The organism is Cryobacterium sp. TMT1-2-2 (assembly GCF_004403505.1).
GTDB classification, from domain to species: domain Bacteria; phylum Actinomycetota; class Actinomycetes; order Actinomycetales; family Microbacteriaceae; genus Cryobacterium; species Cryobacterium flavum.
In genome coordinates, this window is the sequence record NZ_SOGS01000020.1 from 1 (window position 1) to 20,209 (window position 20,209).

21 protein-coding genes and 1 pseudogene are annotated in these 20,209 nt (G+C 62.1%); 17 read left to right on the plus strand and 5 right to left on the minus strand.

The genetic code is table 11. From position 1 onward, the window contains the following. From E3T35_RS12790 to E3T35_RS12800, 3 genes are all read left to right on the plus strand, one after another. Positions 1 to 572 (plus strand): DUF6545 domain-containing protein (locus tag E3T35_RS12790; protein ID WP_370449332.1); only part of this gene is annotated, 572 nt, incomplete at its 5' end. Next, the gene (locus E3T35_RS12795; protein WP_134379429.1) at positions 569 to 1,720 is read left to right on the plus strand and encodes a S9 family peptidase; all 1,152 of its coding nucleotides are present in this window, start codon (positions 569 to 571) and stop codon (positions 1,718 to 1,720) included. The genes E3T35_RS12790 and E3T35_RS12795, both read left to right, overlap by 4 nt. Positions 1,721 to 1,795: 75 nt before the next feature. Beyond that, positions 1,796 to 2,245 carry a hypothetical protein gene (locus E3T35_RS12800; protein WP_134379431.1) on the plus strand — a complete coding sequence of 150 codons (450 nt, stop codon included), beginning with the start codon at positions 1,796 to 1,798 and terminating at the stop codon, positions 2,243 to 2,245. Positions 2,246 to 2,378: 133 nt separating this feature from the next. Here the strand turns inward: E3T35_RS12800 and E3T35_RS12805 are convergent. Beyond that, positions 2,379 to 3,770, minus strand: a pseudogene (locus E3T35_RS12805) (IS3 family transposase). Between the two features lie 226 nt (positions 3,771 to 3,996). On the opposite strand from E3T35_RS12805, the gene E3T35_RS12810 reads away from it, so the two are divergent. The 3 genes from E3T35_RS12810 (at position 3,997) to E3T35_RS12820 (ending at position 7,548) form a co-directional block, all read left to right on the plus strand. Further along, complete coding sequence (locus E3T35_RS12810; RefSeq protein WP_134379433.1) at positions 3,997 to 4,317, plus strand: nucleotide pyrophosphohydrolase; 321 nt, start codon at positions 3,997 to 3,999, stop codon at positions 4,315 to 4,317. After that, a complete protein-coding gene (locus E3T35_RS12815; protein ID WP_134379435.1) occupies positions 4,304 to 6,076 on the plus strand; it encodes a DUF2075 domain-containing protein in 1,773 nt (590 codons plus the stop codon). Before E3T35_RS12810 ends, E3T35_RS12815 begins: the two co-directional genes overlap by 14 nt. A 170-nt stretch (positions 6,077 to 6,246) precedes the next feature. Continuing rightward, positions 6,247 to 7,548: a DUF1524 domain-containing protein gene (locus E3T35_RS12820; protein WP_241988843.1), complete on the plus strand. Its 1,302-nt coding sequence runs from the start codon at positions 6,247 to 6,249 to the stop codon at positions 7,546 to 7,548. A gap of 4 nt (positions 7,549 to 7,552) precedes the next feature. On the opposite strand, the gene E3T35_RS12825 is transcribed toward E3T35_RS12820, so the two are convergent. Beyond that, a complete protein-coding gene (locus tag E3T35_RS12825; protein ID WP_134379437.1) occupies positions 7,553 to 7,753 on the minus strand; it encodes a hypothetical protein in 201 nt (66 codons plus the stop codon). Between the two features lie 404 nt (positions 7,754 to 8,157). On the opposite strand from E3T35_RS12825, the gene E3T35_RS12830 reads away from it, so the two are divergent. Then, complete coding sequence (locus E3T35_RS12830; protein ID WP_134379439.1) at positions 8,158 to 8,451, plus strand: thermonuclease family protein; 294 nt, start codon at positions 8,158 to 8,160, stop codon at positions 8,449 to 8,451. A gap of 26 nt (positions 8,452 to 8,477) precedes the next feature. Beyond that, positions 8,478 to 9,092 carry a thermonuclease family protein gene (locus E3T35_RS12835; protein WP_241988844.1) on the plus strand — a complete coding sequence of 205 codons (615 nt, stop codon included), beginning with the start codon at positions 8,478 to 8,480 and terminating at the stop codon, positions 9,090 to 9,092. Positions 9,093 to 10,146: 1,054 nt separating this feature from the next. On the opposite strand, the gene E3T35_RS12840 is transcribed toward E3T35_RS12835, so the two are convergent. Both E3T35_RS12840 and E3T35_RS12845 read right to left on the minus strand, forming a co-directional pair. After that, positions 10,147 to 10,554 (minus strand): nuclear transport factor 2 family protein, encoded by a 408-nt coding sequence (locus tag E3T35_RS12840; RefSeq protein ID WP_241988845.1) that lies wholly within the window; start codon positions 10,552 to 10,554, stop codon positions 10,147 to 10,149. After that, complete coding sequence (locus tag E3T35_RS12845; RefSeq protein ID WP_134379443.1) at positions 10,551 to 12,125, minus strand: cytosine permease; 1,575 nt, start codon at positions 12,123 to 12,125, stop codon at positions 10,551 to 10,553. Before E3T35_RS12845 ends, E3T35_RS12840 begins: the two co-directional genes overlap by 4 nt. Before the next feature lie 94 nt (positions 12,126 to 12,219). On the opposite strand from E3T35_RS12845, the gene E3T35_RS12850 reads away from it, so the two are divergent. The 5 genes from E3T35_RS12850 (at position 12,220) to E3T35_RS19330 (ending at position 14,950) form a co-directional block, all read left to right on the plus strand. Continuing rightward, entirely contained in the window at positions 12,220 to 12,888 is a 669-nt protein-coding gene (locus tag E3T35_RS12850; RefSeq protein ID WP_134344162.1) for a cyclase family protein, read from the plus strand. A gap of 67 nt (positions 12,889 to 12,955) precedes the next feature. Further along, positions 12,956 to 13,894 carry an agmatinase gene (gene speB, locus E3T35_RS12855; RefSeq protein WP_134379445.1) on the plus strand — a complete coding sequence of 313 codons (939 nt, stop codon included), beginning with the start codon at positions 12,956 to 12,958 and terminating at the stop codon, positions 13,892 to 13,894. A 106-nt stretch (positions 13,895 to 14,000) separates the two neighbouring features. Beyond that, positions 14,001 to 14,585, plus strand: a complete 585-nt coding sequence (locus E3T35_RS12860) for a cupin domain-containing protein (RefSeq protein WP_134379447.1) — start codon at positions 14,001 to 14,003, stop codon at positions 14,583 to 14,585. A 26-nt stretch (positions 14,586 to 14,611) separates the two neighbouring features. Next, complete coding sequence (locus tag E3T35_RS20050; protein WP_255578014.1) at positions 14,612 to 14,746, plus strand: hypothetical protein; 135 nt, start codon at positions 14,612 to 14,614, stop codon at positions 14,744 to 14,746. Positions 14,747 to 14,800: 54 nt separating this feature from the next. Next, entirely contained in the window at positions 14,801 to 14,950 is a 150-nt protein-coding gene (locus E3T35_RS19330; protein WP_166789941.1) for a hypothetical protein, read from the plus strand. 43 nt (positions 14,951 to 14,993) lie between these two features. Here E3T35_RS19330 and E3T35_RS12865 read toward each other — a convergent pair whose 3' ends face one another. Then, positions 14,994 to 16,088 carry an SDR family oxidoreductase gene (locus E3T35_RS12865; RefSeq protein ID WP_134379449.1) on the minus strand — a complete coding sequence of 365 codons (1,095 nt, stop codon included), beginning with the start codon at positions 16,086 to 16,088 and terminating at the stop codon, positions 14,994 to 14,996. 218 nt (positions 16,089 to 16,306) lie between these two features. On the opposite strand from E3T35_RS12865, the gene E3T35_RS12870 reads away from it, so the two are divergent. From E3T35_RS12870 to E3T35_RS20220, 4 genes are all read left to right on the plus strand, one after another. After that, complete coding sequence (locus E3T35_RS12870; protein WP_241988846.1) at positions 16,307 to 16,936, plus strand: bifunctional 2-polyprenyl-6-hydroxyphenol methylase/3-demethylubiquinol 3-O-methyltransferase UbiG; 630 nt, start codon at positions 16,307 to 16,309, stop codon at positions 16,934 to 16,936. Between the two features lie 196 nt (positions 16,937 to 17,132). Continuing rightward, positions 17,133 to 17,519, plus strand: a complete 387-nt coding sequence (locus E3T35_RS12875) for a sulfate permease (RefSeq protein WP_174777099.1) — start codon at positions 17,133 to 17,135, stop codon at positions 17,517 to 17,519. Between the two features lie 411 nt (positions 17,520 to 17,930). Continuing rightward, positions 17,931 to 18,644 carry an Ltp family lipoprotein gene (locus tag E3T35_RS12880; RefSeq protein ID WP_134379451.1) on the plus strand — a complete coding sequence of 238 codons (714 nt, stop codon included), beginning with the start codon at positions 17,931 to 17,933 and terminating at the stop codon, positions 18,642 to 18,644. Between the two features lie 131 nt (positions 18,645 to 18,775). Then, positions 18,776 to 19,408, plus strand: coding sequence for a DUF2510 domain-containing protein (locus E3T35_RS20220; protein WP_166789942.1), 633 nt, complete (start codon positions 18,776 to 18,778; stop codon positions 19,406 to 19,408). Positions 19,409 to 20,209: the final 801 nt, after the last annotated feature.

Below are 20,209 nucleotides of genomic sequence, written 5' to 3' on the forward strand. Positions count from 1 at the left end.
CCATCGTGCTATCCGCGATGGCAGGGCTCGCAGCCCGGCAAGTTCGCAAAAGCGCAGGCGTGCAGCGGATGCCGCCGACGTCCCTCCTCATCGGGAGCATCCTCGGCGTTCTGTTGAGCGCCGTCGTCATCATCATGGACATCGCGCATCTGGCTCGCGACCTCACTCTGATGAAGGCCGTGGCCATCGCCTATGAACCGCTGCACCTCATGACCTTCGTGTTGTTGTGCTTGGGCTTCGCCGGCCAGCCCGCCGCCCGCGCTCTGCAAGTGCGATCACGCGATCGGACAACGCGGATGCTTGTCTCAGAGCTCCAGCCGCTCTGGGCAGCGGCCACCGCGGCACGACCGGGCATCAGCCAAAACACGCGCGGTACAACTGGCGCTGACCCCGAGACGCTGCTGCACCGCCAGATCGTTGAAATTCGCGACGCCATCATCGATGCACGAGTGTCGTTTCAGGTCGATGATCGAGACCGGCACCTCATCGAGCGCGCCGAACGTCACCTACTGGGCGGCGGATCGATTACGACGGCGCCGGTTGCATCACGGCCAGTGCCGCAGAAACGATGAAAGTTATTTGGGCGTTGGCCGGCGCGGCGATCGCGGCAGGCGTGGGGCTCGGCGGACTCGGCCTGGTGATCGCGAGGCGGCTGACTGCACCTGTCAGCGGGCGAAAGTTCGATCTCACCATTCGAGGCGTGGACAGCTCGGGGGAGCGACCCATCGTCATTCTTGATCGCACGCCGCGCACCGCCGCGCCCGGCGACTACTGCCTCATCCTTGAGAACGGCGGCTGGGTCAAACTCGCGCCCGGAGTCGAGGACCGCGGGCCGAGTCTCGTCGGCCGCGAGGTCGTGGGGGAGTTGAGCCCAGACGTGGGGGCCGGCCAGCGAGCATCCTGGAGCGGCATCTATTTCCAGAGCCCCGCCGATGCCGGCCTTAAGTCATTGGACATCGAAATCCAAACGGATGTCGGCCCTGCGCCCGCCTGGCTCGTCACGCCCCAAGGTCCCCCTTCGACTACTTGGGCCATCCACATCCACGGGCTTGGCAGCACTCGCGCCGGAACACTGCGTGGCGTGCAAGTCGCCTCGGAAGCCGGGCTGACGTCGCTGGTCGTGACGTATCGGAACGACGGGGAAGGTCCCCGAGTCGGGTCCGGCAGATCCGAACTTGGCGCCGCCGAGGTCGACGACGCGCGTGCGGCCGTTGACTACGCCCGCGAGAACGGCGCACGCAGCGTCGTCCTCTTCGGTTGGTCGATGGGCGCGGCCATCGCGCTGCAGCTCGCCGCAGACCCCAGGCTTCGCGGCAGCGTTACGGGGCTTGTGCTCGATTCGCCCATCCTTGACTGGGTCGCCACACTGAAGGCGAACTGCGCGCGTGCGCACCTGCCCGCGTGGACCGGCGCGTTGGCCGTGGCTTGGCTCGACTTGCGACCGCTCACGCGACTGGCTGGACTCACCGACCCTGTCAGGATGAACACTTTCGACTGGATCGCTCGCGCCGACGAGCTCACAGTGCCGACCCTCATCCTGCACGGAACCCGAGACTCGTCGTCGCCGTTCTGCCTCTCCACCAACTTCACGGCGCTGCGCCCAAACCTTATTGACCTCGAGCGATTCGATGCAGATCACACGATGACTTGGAACTCGGATTCTGCGCATTGGCGGGCAGTTGTTTCTTCTTGGCTCGCGTTGGACATAGCTTCTCTGTAGAGATGCAGAAATGAAAGTGGGCGCGCGACGAATTGAAGCGGCTTACCCGATGGCGTGCTGTTTGAGAGGATTGGCGTGGAGACTTTAGCTGGTTTCGATACCCTGACGCTGTTGGTGTCTGTCGTGGTGGGGCTGGTGAGCGGCGTTATCGGAGCCGTCATTGGTGCGGTCACGCAGCGGCACCTAGCACGTCAGCATCGCCGGAACAACGCGCAGGATGCTCTGTGGAATTATCAGCGCACCATGAATGATCGGGCAGCGAGCTTGTTTGAAGACGCAGACGCCGACGAGTCAACAGTCGTGTTTGTAAGTGCGCATCCATCCGATCTGGCAAAGGCTCGTGAGGACGCATACAAGTACCGCGAATTTCTGCCCAAGGACGGGCAATCGCTGATTGGGGAGAACAGAGTCGTCCGGGACGATCGAGACGGGCCTTCTGCGACTGGCGAGGCGACAGACTGGGCGCGACGCGCGAAACAACTTGAGAAAATACTGAAGGAAGTGTTCGGCCGTGACAAGAGATGACTGACGATTGTGCGACTAAGTTCGACGCAACGAAGGATCCGATTTCATCAGCCAAATCTGGAGTGGGTTCGAGCCCGACAGAATCCACCTTGCCCCAGCGTAATTTGTCAAGGCGAATGAGACCAGTGGGAGTTTAGGCGGCTAGTTCGAGCCCGTCGTTCTCGGTGGGTTTGTCGGCTGGTTTGTTGATCCATGCCGTAGCGGGAATGGTCAGAATTTTTGGTGCGTGGCTGGTACTGAATCGCTCGGGGAAGCGTGCCCTGGCCGCGTCCAGCGTCGCTGCACGTTCGATGGCCTTCGCCTCGGCGAGGCCGTAGTGCACGTCGGCGGGCGTATTGAGGCCGATCCCGGAATGGCGATGCACGTGGTTGTAGCCATCGACGAACGAGGCCATGAACGTCTTCGCGTCGGCGAGGGAGCCGGGGAAACGTCGGAGCGAATTTGAGGGTCTTGAACCACGCCTCGCTGTAGGGATTATCGTTACTCACGCGCGGCCTCGAATGCGACTTGGTGACCTCCAGATCCGACAACAGCGCCGCGACGGTCTTTGACGTCATCGACGTGCCGCGGTCGGCGTGAACGACGTGCGGGACGCCGTGAATGCCGAAGATTTCCTTCATCATCTCCACCGCCAACTCGCCCGATTCCGACGCGTGAACATACGCGCCGACGACGTACCGGGAGTAAATATCGATCATCACGTAAGCATCGAAGTACTTCCCCTTGACCGGGCCAGCGAGTTTCGTAATATCCCAGCTGAGTACCTGGCCTGGGGCCGTGGCGATCAATTCGGGGATCGCCCGTGCCGGGTGGCGTGCCAGGCGGCGGCGGTCCTTGACCTGCAGATTCTCGTTCAACACCCGATACATCGTTGAAATGGAGCACAAGTACGTGCCCGCGTCCAGCAGCTGGGCGTAGATCTGGATCGGCGGCAGATCCACGAACGAGTCCGAATTGACGACGGCGAGAATCTGCCGACGGTCGGCATCATCGATCCTGTTCGCCGGGATCGGCGCCGGCCCGGCCACCGGGATGCGCGGTTTCCTGGTGGCGGTCGCTCGGGGTATCCCGACCAGGTCGGCCGCGACGCGAGTCGAGATTCCTCGGCTGGCCAGTTCGCGGTAGGCGGTCACTACGGCAACGCGCACGGTGTTTCGTCCCGCGAGCTCTTCGAAAGACTCTCGAGTAGCTCGTGCATTTTTGACATGATCTCCAACGCCACCCCCGTCGTCTCGAGGCGCTGCTCGGTCTTGCTCAGCTGGCGACGCAACCGCGCGATTTCCGCTTGCTCCGGCGTTAACCGGCCAATCTTCTCGCCGGGTTTCTTCCCCGCGAGGACACCGGCGTCACGCAGCTTGCGCCATTCCGTGATCTGCGAGGAGTACAACCCCTCGGTGCGCAGACACGCGCCGCCCTCGTGGTCCTTGATCGCCGCGTCATACGCGGCCAAATGGGCTAGCTTCTGCGCTGGTCTGAACGACCTTCTCGAGGTCGGACCACCAGCTCGCGGTCCGGAATTACTCATATAACTATCGTCGCGCACGGCGATCAAAGACGGGCTGGACATGGAGATGATTCCTGATTCTCGCTCTACGTCACACGGCGGACTTGCTCTTAGCTACTGGCCTCACCCGATCCTGATACGTAGGGGGGTCCGCGGTATGAGTACTGGAGGTCGGTATGGTCAGCGGGCTAGTTACGGTCTAACGGTGCCGGAAACCGATGGGAGGTGACGCTGCTAGGTTTGCGACATGGACGAAATTTCAGTCCGCGACGAAATCGTAGCCTTCGTCGCCGAGCGTGATTGGGCGCAGTTCCACAGCCCCGAGAACCTGGCGAAGAGCATCGCCATCGAAGCCGGCGAATTACTCGAGTGCTATCAGTGGAACGCGGATGCTGACACAGGTCGGGTGAGCGACGAACTGGCCGACGTGCTCACCTACTGCATCCTGCTGGCCGATCGCCTCGGTGTCGATCCGAATCAGATCGTGCTCGACAAGCTGGCCAAGACCCGTGAGAAGTATCCGGTCGACAAAGCGCGGGGGCGCAGCGACAAGTATGACGTCCTTTGAGATCGAGCGGCTCGACTTCACAAAGGAAGCGATGCGGGCCTGGGCGCCGCGCGACCACCGCAACACCAATTGGCCGATCGTCTACGTTCTGGACGATGCCAAAGCTGGCAGCACGCCCGCGGTCAGGGGCGGGCTCAACGACGTCTACGTGGGGGAGTCGCGTAACGCGGCCGGGCGCATGCGCCAGCACTTCGAGTCGACCGAGAAACAACATCTGAGCACGGTCCGCGTCATCGTCGACGCGACATTCAACAAATCGGTGTGCCTCGATCTGGAGTCCTACCTCATTCGGATGCTCGCCGGCGACGGCTTCTACCGCGTGCTGAACCGCAACGATGGAATCACCGAGGCAGACTACTACGATCGCGGCCGGTACCGCGAGACCTTCCGCGAGGTGTTCGACGAGCTCCGGCGTGACGGGGTCTTCACCCGCAGCATCGCCGAGCTCGAGAACAGCGACCTTTTCAAGCTGTCACCGTTCAAGGCACTCTCCCAGGACCAGGCCGTCGCTGTCGACGGTATCCTCGAGGGGCTCTTCCAAGATCTCGAGGCAGGCACCGACAGCACGATCGTCGTGCAGGGTGACCCGGGAACCGGGAAGACCGTGGTCGCCATCTACCTGCTCAAGCTGCTCGTCGACATTGCGGCCTCGACTCCCGGTGAACACGTGGACAGCGACTCCCTGTTCTCCGAGTACTTCGTGCCGGGGTATCGGGAACTGCTCACGGACATCCGGATTGGTCTGGTGGTGCCGCAGCAGTCCCTGCGTGAGTCGATCAAGAAGGTGTTCCGCAAGGCGCCGGGGCTGCGGCCCGGGATGGTCATGACCGCGTTCGAGGTCGGGTTCGCCGAGGAAGACTTCGACCTGCTCATCGTCGACGAATCGCACCGGCTAAACCAACGAGCCAATCAGCCCTCGGGCGTTCAGAACAAGAACTTCAGTGTGATCACCCAGAAGCTCTTCGGGAGTGACGACAAGACGAAGACCCAGCTCGATTGGATCACCGCGAAGAGCAAGCATCAGATCTTCCTGCTGGACGCGGCGCAGAGCGTGCGCCCGGCCGATGTGCCTCCCGAGTTGTTGACCGGTCTCGTGCGCCAGGCGAACCTCTCGAGGCGTCACCATCCGTTGATGTCGCAGATGCGGGTTCAGGCCGGTTCGGATTATGTCGCTTACGTCAGGCGCATTCTCGATACGACGACGACCAATACGTTGCCGCCTGCGGAGTTGTTCGAGGGCTATGACTTTCGGATGTTTGACAGCGTCTCGGAAATGCGGGCGGAGATCCGTCGAAAGGATGCCGCGGTCGGGCTCTCGCGCCTGCTCGCCGGGTACGCGTGGGCATGGAAGACCAAGACCGACAAGACCCTTTACGACATTGAGATCGACGGCTGTCAGCTGCGGTGGAACAGCACGCAGACCGACTGGATCGCGTCGCCGAAGTGGGTGGACGAAGTCGGCTCGATCCACACCGTGCAGGGGTACGACCTCAACTATGCGGGTGTGATCATCGGCCCGGACCTTCGCTTTGATCCCGTCGCAGGGAAGCTGGTCATCGATCGAGGGTCGTACTTCGACAAGAAGGGCAAGGAGAACAATCCGGTCCTGGGCAAGACGTACACCAACGACGACCTCCTGCGGTTCATCACCAACATCTACGCTGTACTGCTCACCCGCGGCATCCGGGGGACCTACGTGTTCGTCTGCGACCCCGCGCTTCGCGCCTATCTGCGGGGATTCATACCGATCGCTGTGTAGATGGTCCCGATTCCGCGCGGTTGACAGGAGTCGGTACGGGAAACGTCGCTGGAGCGGTCTAGTTCCCTGTTCTGGGGTGTTCGCCCGGTCTCCGACCAATCCCTGCCTCCAGTAGATTTGAAGCATTCGCGTCTGCACTCCAAGCTGAGTGCGATGAAATGGGGGATCAGATGATGAAATTTAGCAAGAAGAAACCGGAGCCGGCGAAGCCTCTCATCGACAGGCCGTCGACCGCCGAGAAGAAGGCGTCCAAGCCGACTTTCAGCACTTGGATCCTCCGCGGGTTGGTCGCTTTCTTCGCTCTGATGTACGCCATCCTCGGTGGATTCCCCGCAATTCTCATCATTCTGGGAATGGCGGCTCTGGTGACGGGCGTGTACGCGCTCTCTGGTCGCCGTCCGTGGGCATCCGTATCAGCACACAAGACAACTGCGATCGCGGTGGCGGCCAGCCTTGTCTTCTTCATCTCCGGTGGGGTCGCTGCTGCGGCGCCAGGTGCAGGGGAAACTGCCTTGGCTGGGCAGCCGACCGCTAGCGCGACGCCGAGCGCAACCCCCACCGCAAGCCCAACCCCAACACCCGGCCCGGAATTCTCCGAGGAAGCGCCGGTCGACCCCGCGACGGTCACTGCGGCAACTGAGGGCACATCGGTCGTGGTCGTCGATACCACCTCCACCGACACCACGGCACTAACGCTCCTCGCAACCATCCCCGTCAAGGGAAAGGCCGCGAAGACCGGCTACGAGCGCACCGGCATGTTCGGCTCCGCCTGGATCGACGTGGACCGAAACGGATGCGACACCCGAAACGATATCCTTTCTCGGGACTTGAACCCCACCACCAAGTCGGGCACCTGCCGGGTGATGACCGGTTACCTCGTCTCGCCATACACGGACATGTCAATCGCCTTCGTTCGCGGTCAGGACACGTCAGCTCTCGTGCAGATCGACCACGTCGTGGCTCTGTCAAATGCATGGCAGACGGGCGCTCAGCAGCTCACTCAGGCTCAGCGCGTTTCTCTGGCCAACGATCCCCTCAATCTGCTCGCGGTCGACGGCCGCTCCAACGCCCAGAAGGGCGACGGCGACACCGCAACCTGGTTGCCCTCGAACAAGGCAATCCGCTGCAGCTATGTTGCCCGTCAGGTGTCCGTCAAGGCAACATATGGTCTGTGGGTGACTCAAGCTGAGCACGACGCGATGGCCCGCGTCCTCGGCTCTTGCACTGGTGAAATGGCACTGACCTCCTCGTTCACGCCTGCGCCAGCTCCGGTTGTTGTCGCTCCTCCTGCGCCGGCTCCTGTCGTCGTGGCCCCTGAACCGGCCCCGGCCCCTGCGCCGGCACCAGTCGACGTCTACTACGAGAACTGCGATGCTGTGCGCGCTGCGGGAGCGGCCCCGATCTCCGAGGGATCGCCGGGTTTCCAGCGCAAGTTTGACCGCGACAAGGACGGCATCGGCTGCGACGCCTAACGAATTAGCGGCTGACCAGGTGAGTGTGTGGCAGGTCCCGGAGCCCGACGTTCTGTGCGATGTTGGCGGGCACCTGCAGATCGTCGAGCTCGAAGCGGATGCCCGCCATCTGCACGGCCGTCGGTGCCGTGGGCTCGCCGATGACCGTCGGCAGATTTAGAGACGCCTGCGTCCAGGCGAGCCCCGGGACGGGCTCGGGCTGCACAGGAATTGCTGGTGGGGTGGAGACCAATGGTGAGACAACCAAAGAGTGGACCCACAAGGCCCTGCAGCCATAGCCTCAGTTGCACCCACGGAGGAAATCGACGCGGGCTCTCGGAGCGGCACCAACGACCAGTTAGTGAGACCTGGGCGCCCTTCGCGACGCTAGCGTAGTGACCGACGAGGAGTTTGCGGCGAAGAAGGCCGAGATATTAGGAGGGCCTGCGGTCGTCCCACCGAATCGCCGAACTGGCGGCGATGCCCCGCCCCGCAGGAAGAAGCCGCTCATGCCGCGTAGGAGAAATGCGATCTTTCAAACGAGTTGGTACATTCAACGGCATACTCGGGGTTGATGACCAACGCGGTGTCGATACGACCGCTGTTGTGCCACACAAACTTGGGGGACAAATGAAGACAGCACCATCCTTATCGCCAGACCACCTTCCCCGTTCGGCGCGACTCGTTGTTGCCGGCTTCGTCGCTGCAGCTCTCGTCGTGGTGGCCGGCGTCGTTTCGAGCGCGCCCGCGCTGGCTGCCGAAGTCGATCAGGCTGTCGTGGTGCGGGTTGTCGACGGGGACACTCTGGTCGTGGAGTTGAAGGGAAAGCAGACACGCGTTCGGCTTCTCAACGTGGACACTCCCGAAACGAAAGACCCGAATGAGCCGGCGGATGCCTCGGCCCGGAGGCATCCGCGTACCTGACCAGACTGCTGCCCAAAGGCGCGCAGGTGACTCTGAAATATGACAAAGTTCGTTACGACCGATACGGTCGCACGCTCGCCGCCGTCTTCACCGATGACAAGAAGTTCGCCAGTGAAGAGATCGCCCGGAGAGGTCTGGGCATGGCGGTCAAGTTCGGTGACAACGTCGCCTATTTCAAGACCGTTAAGGCGGCACAGGCACAGGCACAGGCACAGGCACAGGCACAGGCACAGGCACAGGCGAAGGCGAAGAAGAAGGTCCGTGGGCTGTATTCGGAAACGATCGAGTGCGCCGTTCCAGCCCAGGTTGCAGCGCTGAAAGGGCAGACGGCTGCTGTCAAGGGCGCAGACAGTGCGACTGCCGCTTCCGCTGACGTGTCATCGCTGGTGGCTCGTTCCGCCGAGATAATCGCGGGCATCACGGCGCCTGAGCGGTTGATTGATCTCGACGAACCACCCATTTCCATAGCCATCCTGCTCAAGACTCCAAATCTGAATCACTCAAAGTCCCTCCGTAGCTTCAACAAGAGCGCCGTCTCGCTCAAAAAGAAATTGACTTCTGTCGAGACGGCCGCGCTGGCCCGCGAAGCTGCGGTCGTCAAGAAAGCGGCTGACGATGATGCGCGCGCTGCGGCAGAGTAGCGAGCTGCTTCGGCCCCCGCTCCGGGAGCCCTCCGCCGTCCTCGGGGAGCGTCGATAAGTACACGGGGTGTCGGGCCTATGCTCGTAACGGCACGTCAATCGACGACAAGGGACGCTCTCACACCAAGATTCCGTGCTAGCTGGGTCAGGGAATCTTCAAGACCGTCTGCCGTCGGGTGACGCCCTGCAGGCGCCCCCTTCTCAGAAAAGCGACGCTGGTTGCCATCGCTTAGGAGCACTGGGGAATGAAGTGCTTGCGGAGCTTTTTGCGGCGGTAGTCCCTGTGGCATTGCAGCAGACGGTGTCAGAGATGATGATCTTGTGAGCAACGGCGGAGATGCAGCCTTCGAGTTCGTGATGATCTCGGATTCCCCCGACGCGCGGTTGTTCGTGGAGCTTTCCAGCTATGGGGTAGACCTCAGTGAGGCCGGAACTTGGGGGATGGGTGCCACCAAAACAGGCAGCCCGGCTCGCTTCATTTGTCCTCGGTTCGAGTCCAGGTACGCCAGCACTAAAAGGCGCAGGATTTCGCGGCGAAATCAACTATCGCCCACCCTGTGGAGTAGGCCCCAAACGGGCTACTCACGGCGGCTCTGGTGCACCTGTTGCGTATGGACGCGATGATGCTCAATTAGGACAACCGCACTCGGCATGAGGCGGTCCCGGGCGCAGACGCGCTTCCGTGGTGGGGGCGGCCGAACTCGGCAGGTCACTTCGGTCGGTTCCAGCCACAACGCGGCGCAGGCAATGTCGGCCTGCCCGCGGGCGCCGTCGGCGACTCGCTGACAGCGAGTTCGCCGCTCACGGCGCTTGCGCAAGCGTGGCTCGAGGACGTGGTGGCGGTCATGCTAGGACTTATCCCCGCAGATCTCTACGGAGGGATTTCCCCGCTTCGCCGAATGGTCAGGAGCTGTAGCTGTGACGTCGACGATCAGGCTCAGAGCGGTGGTCGATGGGCGAGGGTCCAGCCCGGCCACCGCCCACGCTGGCGAGCATGCTCCAGATGGCGAAACCAGGCCCGCTGGCGGCGCGTGTGACGATCGCGGTGGGCCGTTTAGGCGGCATTGTTGGTGTGCACGGACAGGTGCTCGTGGATACCAAGCCAGATTCCGCGTGTGAGTGAAAGCACGATCGTCTCAGACTCCTGACTTGTCGATCGTTCGCCCGCGACCTCGGAGACTGTCTCGACATCGTGGGTGAACACGGCGACGGAGCCAACCAGCTGAATGCGGCGGTTCGTAGACGTGCATGAGATGACCGTGAATCCGTCTGATTCCCATTCCAGCCAGAGCTGCTCATACTCTTTCCGCGACTCCAGGCGCTGCCCGACGTTGTAGAACAGGAAGGTTGCCTGCGGGCTGAACCGGGCGAAATAGGCGTCACGGCGGTGATGGCCGAAGTCCTCGATGATATGGTCTGCTGCGGCCAGAGCATCCGCTGTCAGTCCTTCGTCTGTGGTCACGTTGCGGATCCGACTCGGCGTGCTGCGACCCTGGCGGCGGTGGACGAGTGGTCGGTTTCGATAGCAGGGATGGACGAGTCTCTGGTCGGTACGCCGCGTGCGCCTTGATCACCAAACACGTATCGGGGCTCGGGAAAGATCCACAGCGCTCCAAGATAGAGAACGGCCGCCGAGATCACGGCGATCGCGAGGCTGAGATCGACGCCGCCGCCCAGATTGATGAAGGGTCCAACGATGATGGGCGGGTAGTTCGCGAAGAGGAGTCCGAGGGCAGCGGCTCCGATCCAGGCGACCATTCCGCGCCAGTTGACTCCGCTGTTGAACCAGTAGGCTCCGCCGATTTCACCGCGGTTGAAAACCTGGAGATCGCGCGGGCGAAAGCTGCCTCGGCGCACGATGTAGCCGATGGCCATGATGACCATCCACGGGGTGGTCGTGACGATGATGGCCCCGACGAAGGCGTTCACGGCGCCGAGGAGGTCGAAGAAAATGCGGCCGGTCAGGATGAAGAGGAAGGCGACGATGCCGATTCCGATGGTGGCCTGGGCGCGGGTGAACCGAGGAAAGACCGAAGAGAAGTCGAGACCTGTGCCGTAGAGCGAGGTCGTTCCCGTCGAGAGTCCGCCGATGAAGGCCACTCCCATGAGGAGCACCGCGTACCAGATGGGTGATGCCTGGATGAGGGCGACGACGTAGTCGCTCTCCCCGGCGACGATCGTTGCGGTCGCCACGCCGAAGAGAAAGGGAATGAGAGTGAGGGACTGGCCGATGAGTGTTGCGCCGAGGATCTTGCGCGGCGGGGTGGTGCGGGGGATGTAACGCGACCAATCTCCGAGGAATGCCCCGAATGAGATGGGGTTGGAAGCCACGATGAGGGCAGCGGCGACAAAGGTCGGCCAGAAGGAGCCGAGCGCAAAGGCCGAGGGGCCGGGATCGTAGGAGCTGTCAAACAGACCGTTGAAGGCGACGATAGCCAGAAGGATGAGGATGGTGTTGGCGATGACCGCGGTCTTGTTCACGAGCAGCATGAACTGATATCCGAACACCACAACGACGATGACGATCACGCCGATCACTCCGTAGACCAGGGTGCGAAGTCCGATTGAGTCCGGTATACCTCCAAGCCGGGTAAGTGCACCCACGAGTGCGTCGCCACTGACCCACACTGAGATGGAGTAGAAGGCGATGGCGGTGAGAAGGGAGAGGAACGAGCCGACCACTCGCCCACGCACGCCGAAGAATGCAGCGGATGACACCGCATTGTTGGTCCCAGTTTTCGGGCCGAACAGGCCCATGGGCATCAGGAACAACGTGCCGACCAACACACCGCAGATCGTTGCGAGTACGGCTTGCCAGAAGGAAAGGCCGAGGACGATCGGGAAGGTGCCGAGCAGCACGGTGGCGAACGTGTTCGCGCCGCCAAACTGGATGCGGAGGAGGTCGAGCCAGGTCGAGGTGCGGTCGGCGTCGGGGATGGTGTCGACGCCGAGGGTTTCCACTTCGGTGATTTTTGGCCGAGCGTTTAGCTCGATAGCGGGCGAGGGGTGGTGAACGCCATTGTTGTCACTCATGGGTTTGCCTTTGACTCGTGGTGGGGGCCGGCGAGGACCGCAGGATTTGATTGACACTAGCGGGATGTTGCCTCCTGTGCAATAGTTTTTGACTATGAAGACAAACAGGGTCGTTGATCTCTCACTCGTGGTGAACGCAGACACCCAGGTCTATCCGGGAGATCCTGTGCCACGGTTTGACCCGCACAGCACGATCGATCGCGACGGCTTCAACCTGCTCTCGGTGTCCATGGGGTCACAAACGGGCACGCACGTTGACGCTCCGTACCACTTTGATGATGCGGCCAAGAAACTCGATGAGTTGCCGCTGGACCGGTTCGTCGGCACAGGTGTACTCGTGGACGCCCGTGCCGCGGGCGCTCGCGGTCGCATCACGTGGTCGTACTTCAAGCCCGTCGAGGCGCAACTTCTGCCGGGAGTTATCGTGCTTCTCCACACGGGATGGAGCGAGCACTACGGGTCACCGACGTACTTCGACAATCCATTCCTCGACGCCGATGCCTGCGCCAAACTCATTGCCCTGGGTATCCGCACCTTCGGGATCGACGCGATCAACATCGATGAGACACCGGACTCTACCCATCACGGTGAGGGCTTTCCCGTGCATCACCTCATTGCAGACGTTGACGGCGTGATCTGCGAGAACCTTACGAATCTTGCGTCGGTCGACTTCGATGCGCCCTTCATCTCCCTGCTGCCCATCGCCTTCGAGGCGGCCGATGGGGCGCCCGTGCGTGCTGTCGCGCTGCAACTTACGTCCTAGCCGGGCACTCCCTGCCGCCACCGGGTCGCAAATCACTCTTCCACCGATTCCCTCCAAGAAAGCTCCCATGGACACTCCGATCGGCCCATCCGACGCCAGTATTTCACCCCGTTATGCCGGCATCGCCACCTTCGCCCGACTTCCCCGCATCGAAGACGCGCCCAACGCAGATATAGCGGTGGTCGGTGTGCCGTTTGACAGCGGGGTCAGTTACCGCCCGGGAGCCCGCTTTGGCCCAGCCCACGTGCGCGAGGCCTCCCGGCTTCTCCGGCCTTACAACCCCGTGCAGGATGTCGAGCCGTTCTCCACCCAGCAGGTCGTCGACGCAGGAGACATTGCGGCGAACCCCTTCAATATCGACGAAGCGGTCGCGCAGATTGAGGCAGCGGCAACCCGTCTCGGCGCCGGCGGAACACGACTGCTAACGATTGGAGGGGATCACACCATCGCCCTTCCCCTGCTGCGGGCGGTCACCAAGGTGACGGGTCCGGTCGCGGTGCTGCACTTCGACGCTCACCTCGACACGTGGGACACCTACTTCGGCGCACCGGTGACCCACGGCACGCCCTTTCGCCGCGCATCTGAGGAAGGCTTGATCGACCTCGAAGCCAGCCTCCACATCGGCATTCGTGGCCCGCTCTACAGCCGCAAGGACCTCACCGATGACGCCAGACTGGGCTTCGCCGTTATTGCCGCCCACGAAGTAGAGACCGAAGGTGTTGCCGGAGTAGTCAAGCGGATGCTGGCCCGCCTCGGCAACCGCCCGGTATACGTGTCCGTGGATATCGACGTTCTCGACCCCGCTCACGCTCCCGGAACTGGCACCCCGGAAGCGGGCGGGCTGACAAGCAGAGAATTGCTGGCCATCATCCGCGCACTGAGCGCCGTGCGGATCGTCGGAGCCGACGTCGTCGAAGTCGCCCCCGCCTACGACCATGCGCAGATCACGGCCGTTGCCGCCTCGCATGTCGCCTACGAAATCCTTTCGGCCATGACACCGCGCTAAGACCGGCACTCGGCGACACCGGCCGTGCGCATGGCGGGGAGCGGCGAGAGATCGCGAGATACTGGGAAACACTCCCACCTCAGGGCGTCAAGAAAGGCAAGGAACTGTGCGAGCACTCAACCCGGCACCATCGGGCGCACCGCTTGCGATCGGAGCGAAACTCCGGGCAACGCGGCTAGCCCAGGCCTTGACGATCGCGGACGTAGCCGCGGCAAGTAACCTGAGCACCGGCTTTATCAGCAGAGTCGAACGAGACGAGACCTCGCCCAGCGTGTCCTCGCTCGTGGCACTGTGCCAGGTGCTTTCCCTGCAGCTCGGCTCGCTGTTCGAGGTGCCCGACAACGAGGTCATAGCCCTCGTCGATGCGGCACTCATCAACATGGGTGGGCAAGGCGCGATCGAAAAGCTGCTCACCCCACGGGGAGAGTCTCGGGTGCAAGTACTCCGCTCGACCCTCGCACCCGGCGCCTCAGGCGGAGATGAGCTTTACACGATCAACTGCGATGTCGAGGTGTTGCACGTGTTATCAGGGAGCCTCGTCCTTCGGCTGGTCGGCGGCGATGTTGAGCTATCGGCGGGGGACACGATGACCGTCGCGGGGCGCCAACCCCACTCTTGGGACAACCGCAGTGGGGGACAAACCGAGCTTCTCTGGACCATCGTTCCGGCCGCATGGAGCGGCTCGTCCTGATTGATCAGGTCTCCGTGCGGTACGAAATGTCGACGGACCTAGTTGTGCGCGGGCTGGTGCCAGAGAGCGGGGGAGCGATGCAGCACAGTGTGCTGAGTCTGCGCCAGTCGCGCGCCCGCTACGGAACGGTCGTCGGCTGGATCGTTCGCATTCGGCCGTAGCGGGTTCAGGGCATGATCCGAGTGATCTGCCATATAGGTGCCTATAGTGGCGTCATGAATCCAGACGCCAGCGAGAAGCCAAACGGTTCCACCAAAGTCGATGACGAGAAGACGGCACAAGCCGAATCACTCCCGGACGGCTCGCAGAGTGACGGCACGGCCGGGAGCGATAACGACACTGCTTCGGGCGAACCGGCGGACTGAGCCGCACCTACCGTTCCCGCAGAGGCACGGCACGAAGCCTTTCTCAGATGGCAGCGTCTGGGATGAGTTTCTCGGCCCGGTAGCGGTCGAACAGCGACGCGAACGAGTCGACCGTGCGGTGGTGCGGTGTGAAGCCGGCGAGGCGGCTTTTGGTGATGTCGGTGAAGACTTCGATGTTGCGGCCGAGGTCGGCATCGGTGTGCCACCACGACGCGATGCGCCCCAGGTCGGGCTCGACCAGGCCGTGCTCCCTTGCTATATCTGCCCAGACCGGTTCCATGCCGGCCATCTGTACGTCGAGTGTGCGCGGCTCGTCAACGAATCCTTCTGGTTCGACGCCGAAGTAGGCGGCAATCTTCGGCCACATCGCACGCCAGCGGAAGACGTCGCCGTTGACCACGTTGAACGCTTCGTTGGCGCCGGCATCTGTTGTTGCGGCCCAGACCATCTGTTCGGCGAGGATCGTGGCATCCGTCATGTCGGTGACGCTGTTCCACTGCGTCTCGCTGCCGGGAAACACGAACGGGATCCCTAGGTGCTTGCACAGGGAAGCCTGGGCGGCGAGGGTGAGACCCATGTTCATGAGGTTGCCGACCGCGTGGCCGATCACGGTGTGGGAGCGGTGCACTGACCAGGTGAATCCTTGGCGAGCGGATGCCGCGAAGAGCTCGTCCTCCTGCGCGTAGTAGAAGTTGGCCACGTCGAGGCGCGGTTCGTCCTCGCTGAACGGGGTATCGGGCATGGTGCCCTGCCCGTACGCCTCGAACGGGCCGAGGTAGTGCTTGAGCCCGGTAACGAGGGCGACATGGCGAACGGGCGCGTGGGCGAGCGCGGCAAGGAGGTCGCGCACCATGCCGGCGTTCACCTCGATGTTGAGCTCCTCTGTGGCCTGGAGAGACCACGCCGTGAAGAACACCTGCTCGGGCAGCTCGTTGGCCAGCGCTCGCTTCAGGTCGGCGGGGGAGCGCAGGTCGGCTTGGATCCAGCGCACGCCGGGCAGGTCACGGCCGACGCGGCGGGCCAAGGCGAGCACCGTCCAGCCCTCGGTGGAGAGCTGGTCGACGACGGCGGATCCGGTGATGCCGGAAGCTCCCACGACGAGGACGGTGCGGGAGCTGGGCTGGGTTGAGGTAGTCATTACTGGGTGCAACCACCGGGGGTGGCGGGTATTCCTCTCCTGTGAGTTACCGAAACACGGAAACCAGCGCGGTACCACTTCTGGCCTGGTGGATTGCGGATCGGGCGGCGAATCCTGTAGCTGACCAGGCGTGAGCCCTTGGGTCTGGCCGATCCACTCGATGATTGTCATTTGCCGTGGTGGGCCAGTGCGGGCCGCGAGTATGGAAAGCTCGGAGGGTGAAGCCCAACCTTCAGTTCGCGACGTATGCCGCCAAGATGCGACAGCACATCATCGATGGGACTGATCTGGAGGTCGACGCACGGTTCGTAGACATGCTCGCTCGCCGCGGCTCGACGATCCTCGACATCGGCTGTGGGCATGGATCGGCCGTGAACGGACTGCGTGCTCGAGGACACGCCGCCTTCGGGATCGACCCCACGCGCGAGGTATTGGGCGTGGCGTTCGATAACTTCGACTCAGACTGGTTCCGAGAACTCGGGGTGGAGGGGCTGTCGCCGGAACGACTTGCTCGGGTGGGAATTCCAGACACCTATGACGTGGTCCTGATGGCGGGAAACGTTGCGGCGTTTCTCTCAGGCGACGCACTGCGTCATGCTTTCGCCCAGGTGAGCGCAGTACTCAAACCCGGCGGGATTTTCGTTGTGGGAACGTCGAGCCATAGTCGCGGCGGTCCGCACGACCAAGACGATGCTCGTGGCCGAACTGGCCTTCGGCTCATGCATCGATTCTCGGATTGGCACCTTGGCCAGTATTCACCCGATTCCGCATGGTCCGTCAGCGTGTACACGGCACCCGGCGAATCGACCCGGTCAGAGATTCCCGATGGGATCTTCGTTTTGAAATAGGCGGGGTGTTTCCCGATTGGCCGGTCGGGGACGCGCGGGGGAGCATCCGCTCTGAAATGTGCGCGTCACTTTCACCTACGGGCATCCAGTTCTACAGTGTTTCTAGGCAACCTCTTTTACGCGCGGTCGCTTGTTGCGATGGCATGACTTTCAGTCCTTTCAGGTTCTTGTTGCCGAAAATCTGAAAGGCCGCGCCATGTGCGAATTCATCCTGGCCGCCACCGCCCGCAGCTACCTCTTCCTGCGTCGATTCATGCCGACCGCTCTTGTGATCGACGCGATCAACACGCGGCGCGGGCTGAAGTGGGGCGTGCCGGCGATGCTGCTCGCCTTTCCGTATGCGGTTGGTGCCATCTACTGCCGAGCACAGGTCGAAGCCGGCGGCCCCGGATGGCTTAACCTGATCGTGCTGTTGTGTCTCTGGAATACCCTGAAGCTTCTTCTGATCGGGCCGATCAGCCTGCTGAAGTTGATAGCGGTACGCGTTCGTGAAGCTCTGGCGCGGCGTCACCTGACGCGGGCGCTGACCGCTGACAGCATTGATCGCTTTGATAAACCGGTGCTCGCGTCGAGGCGTGGCTGACAACACGTCTGGACCGGGATGCAACCTATTGGCACGGTGTGGGGCCGCCACTCGCTTCGATCGGGTTCGACGTGCTCGCTTGTCGCGCCAACCTGCCCTTGAGAGACTTCTCCGCGACGGGGCGCTCCTAGGAAGGCTCCGGTTTCGGATTTCGGGCCAACTACTTCATCGACGCCGACGGCACTCATCTGAATCTGATTGAGAATCCAAGCCGACGTGAATGCTCTGCCTCACGGACAACGGGCACTCAGCTCCCGCCGGAATGTCGGCGCATGTGTGAGGAAGAGATGATTCGGCTGCCGGCCGCCACGCCGGGTACGCGGCCTCAGAATCGGAGTATATGCGTCTTCACGAGCTCCCAGCCCGAACTGGGGCATAACGGCCGACCGCTCGCAGCGGTCAAGATGAGTCATGACTGATTCACAGCTTCCGTCGAACGGCCCCGATAATACGACGGACCCACTTCCATCCACCCCGGCGTCGGCCCAGTCAACGCAGAGCGCGACGAAACCGAAAAGGTCCTGGTATAAGAAGAAGCGTTTTCTGATCCCAATTGCGGCCTTCCTCATCATCGGCTGGCTAGGGTCATTGGGAGGTGACAACCCCGACCTGGTCGGATCAGCGAAGCCAACCGCGACCGCGACCGAAGCACCGTTGACGGCGGCGGAGATTGCTGAAGAAGAAGCTGCCGTCGCGGCACAAGCGGAAAAGGACGCTGCCGACGCCGCCGAGAAAGTCGCCCAGAAGGCTGCCGCCGCCGAAGCTGCTGCTGCTGCAGAAGCTGCAGCTGTTGCAGAAGCTGCCGCTGCCGCTGCAGCCGAAGAAGCCGCCCGTGGCACCGTTTCGCAGCAGAATGCCCTCCGGTCCAGCGCAAGTTACCTCGACTACAGTGCGTTCTCTCGCTCGGGATTAGTCGGGCAACTTGAATTCGAAGGCTTCTCCACGGAAGACGCGACCTGGGCTGTCGACCGCGTGATCGTGGATTGGAACGTACAGGCGGCGGCATCAGCTAAGAGCTACCTCGAATACACGTCCTTCTCCCGTTCCGGCCTCGTGGACCAGCTTGTCTTCGAAGGATTCACATCAGAACAAGCTGAGTACGGCGTGAGCCAGACGGGACTGTAGCCAGAGCTGGTCTGTGTGTCCAGTATGTGGCGGACAATCGCAACGGGGTCCTAGAGGAATAACCGGACGTCCATTCAAATGCAGGCGAATCATCCGCGTGCCACACTATGGCAAGAACTAGCGGGGGAGGCATGGCCAAACAGATTTCTGACCAACCATCAGCAGGATGGTATGTGACACCAGACGACGACACTGTCCTCCGGTATTGGAACGGGCACACGTGGACGTCTGAGGAACGCTCCATTGACCAACGATCAAAACGAACTATTCGACAAGCCGACAAAGCAGCGGCGAAAACGTTGGCGGCGGAAGCGGCTGCCCGAGCACGTGAACTTGCAGCGGCCATAGCTGTGGAGGCACAGAAGTCGGCTGCGGCTGCGTCCATTCTTGCTGCCGAAGTTGCGGCAGAAACGCAAGCACAACCCGACCGAATGATGATCGTACCCGTCACCGTCACCGTCCCCGCTATGCCCGCACCGTCAGTCGCCGCTGAGCCCGCACAGCCAGATGTCGTTGTCACATCGAATGAAGTAGCCTTAGCCCCAGCAGGGCATGACAGAACGTCTGGCGAGTTGGATGCTGGTTGGCATCCGGACCCGATGGGTGCGCTGCAGCTGCGTTGGTGGGACGGCGCCAGGTGGACTAACGAAACGATGGCTCTGCCTGCCCCAGGTGTTCCCGTCACCGCTGCTGCGCCGATGACACACGGGAGAGCGATAGCGCGTGACAACGGTCCCAATGAGCCCGACCAGGTTGCCAGATAGTACGTTTCACAATTTGATCTGAGCCCTAAAGCTGTTGCGAAACGCGGCGGACACGGCTTGGGTACTAAACTTCATGGTCCAACTTGATGCGGCTGAGATTTTGGCATTTCACCTTCTGGGGTTCTCTCGTACTGGCCTTTCTGCTCGCGCTTATTGCTGCACCGCTCGCGTACTCCTTCTTCGTATTCCTACCGCTTCTTGGGTGGTTTTGGTTGCATGGGCAGATGGCATGCCGCGCATGCGGGAAAATCTTGGCGTTCACACGATTGAACGGCGGAATGGATGTGTGCACAAAATGCCATCATCCGACGGACAAAGCACTCCATGAGGGCGCCGCGTAACGGTTTCACGGCAGCTTTAGCTACCCACCCCGCCGCATCACTAACATAGGTCTACGACTGGACACTCAAATAACTAACCAAGAGTCGCGCGTCACAAACGTTGCACCGCCGACGACACAGGCGTACATCGGCAAGTTCCCGAGTCCTGCGGGAAACTGGGCGTTAGGTTTTGGCATCGCCGGATTCCTTCTGTCGCTCATTCCGCTAGGGGATTAGTCACCATCCCCGCGATCGTTCTCGGGATACGCGCGCTCCGAAAGAAGGGTGTGCGCAAAACCTGGGCGATCGTCGCCCTTTCACTGAGCGCAGCCGGATGGTTTGTCTCAATCGCCTTGTTTATGGGCTCTCCTGACTCTTCCGTGGGTTAATTCCGTCCGGGGAGCATTGGTTTGTGACCGCCGAGGCTGAGCATGGCGAGGGCGATGAGGGCGTTGGGTGATTTGAATCCGAAGGCGATGCG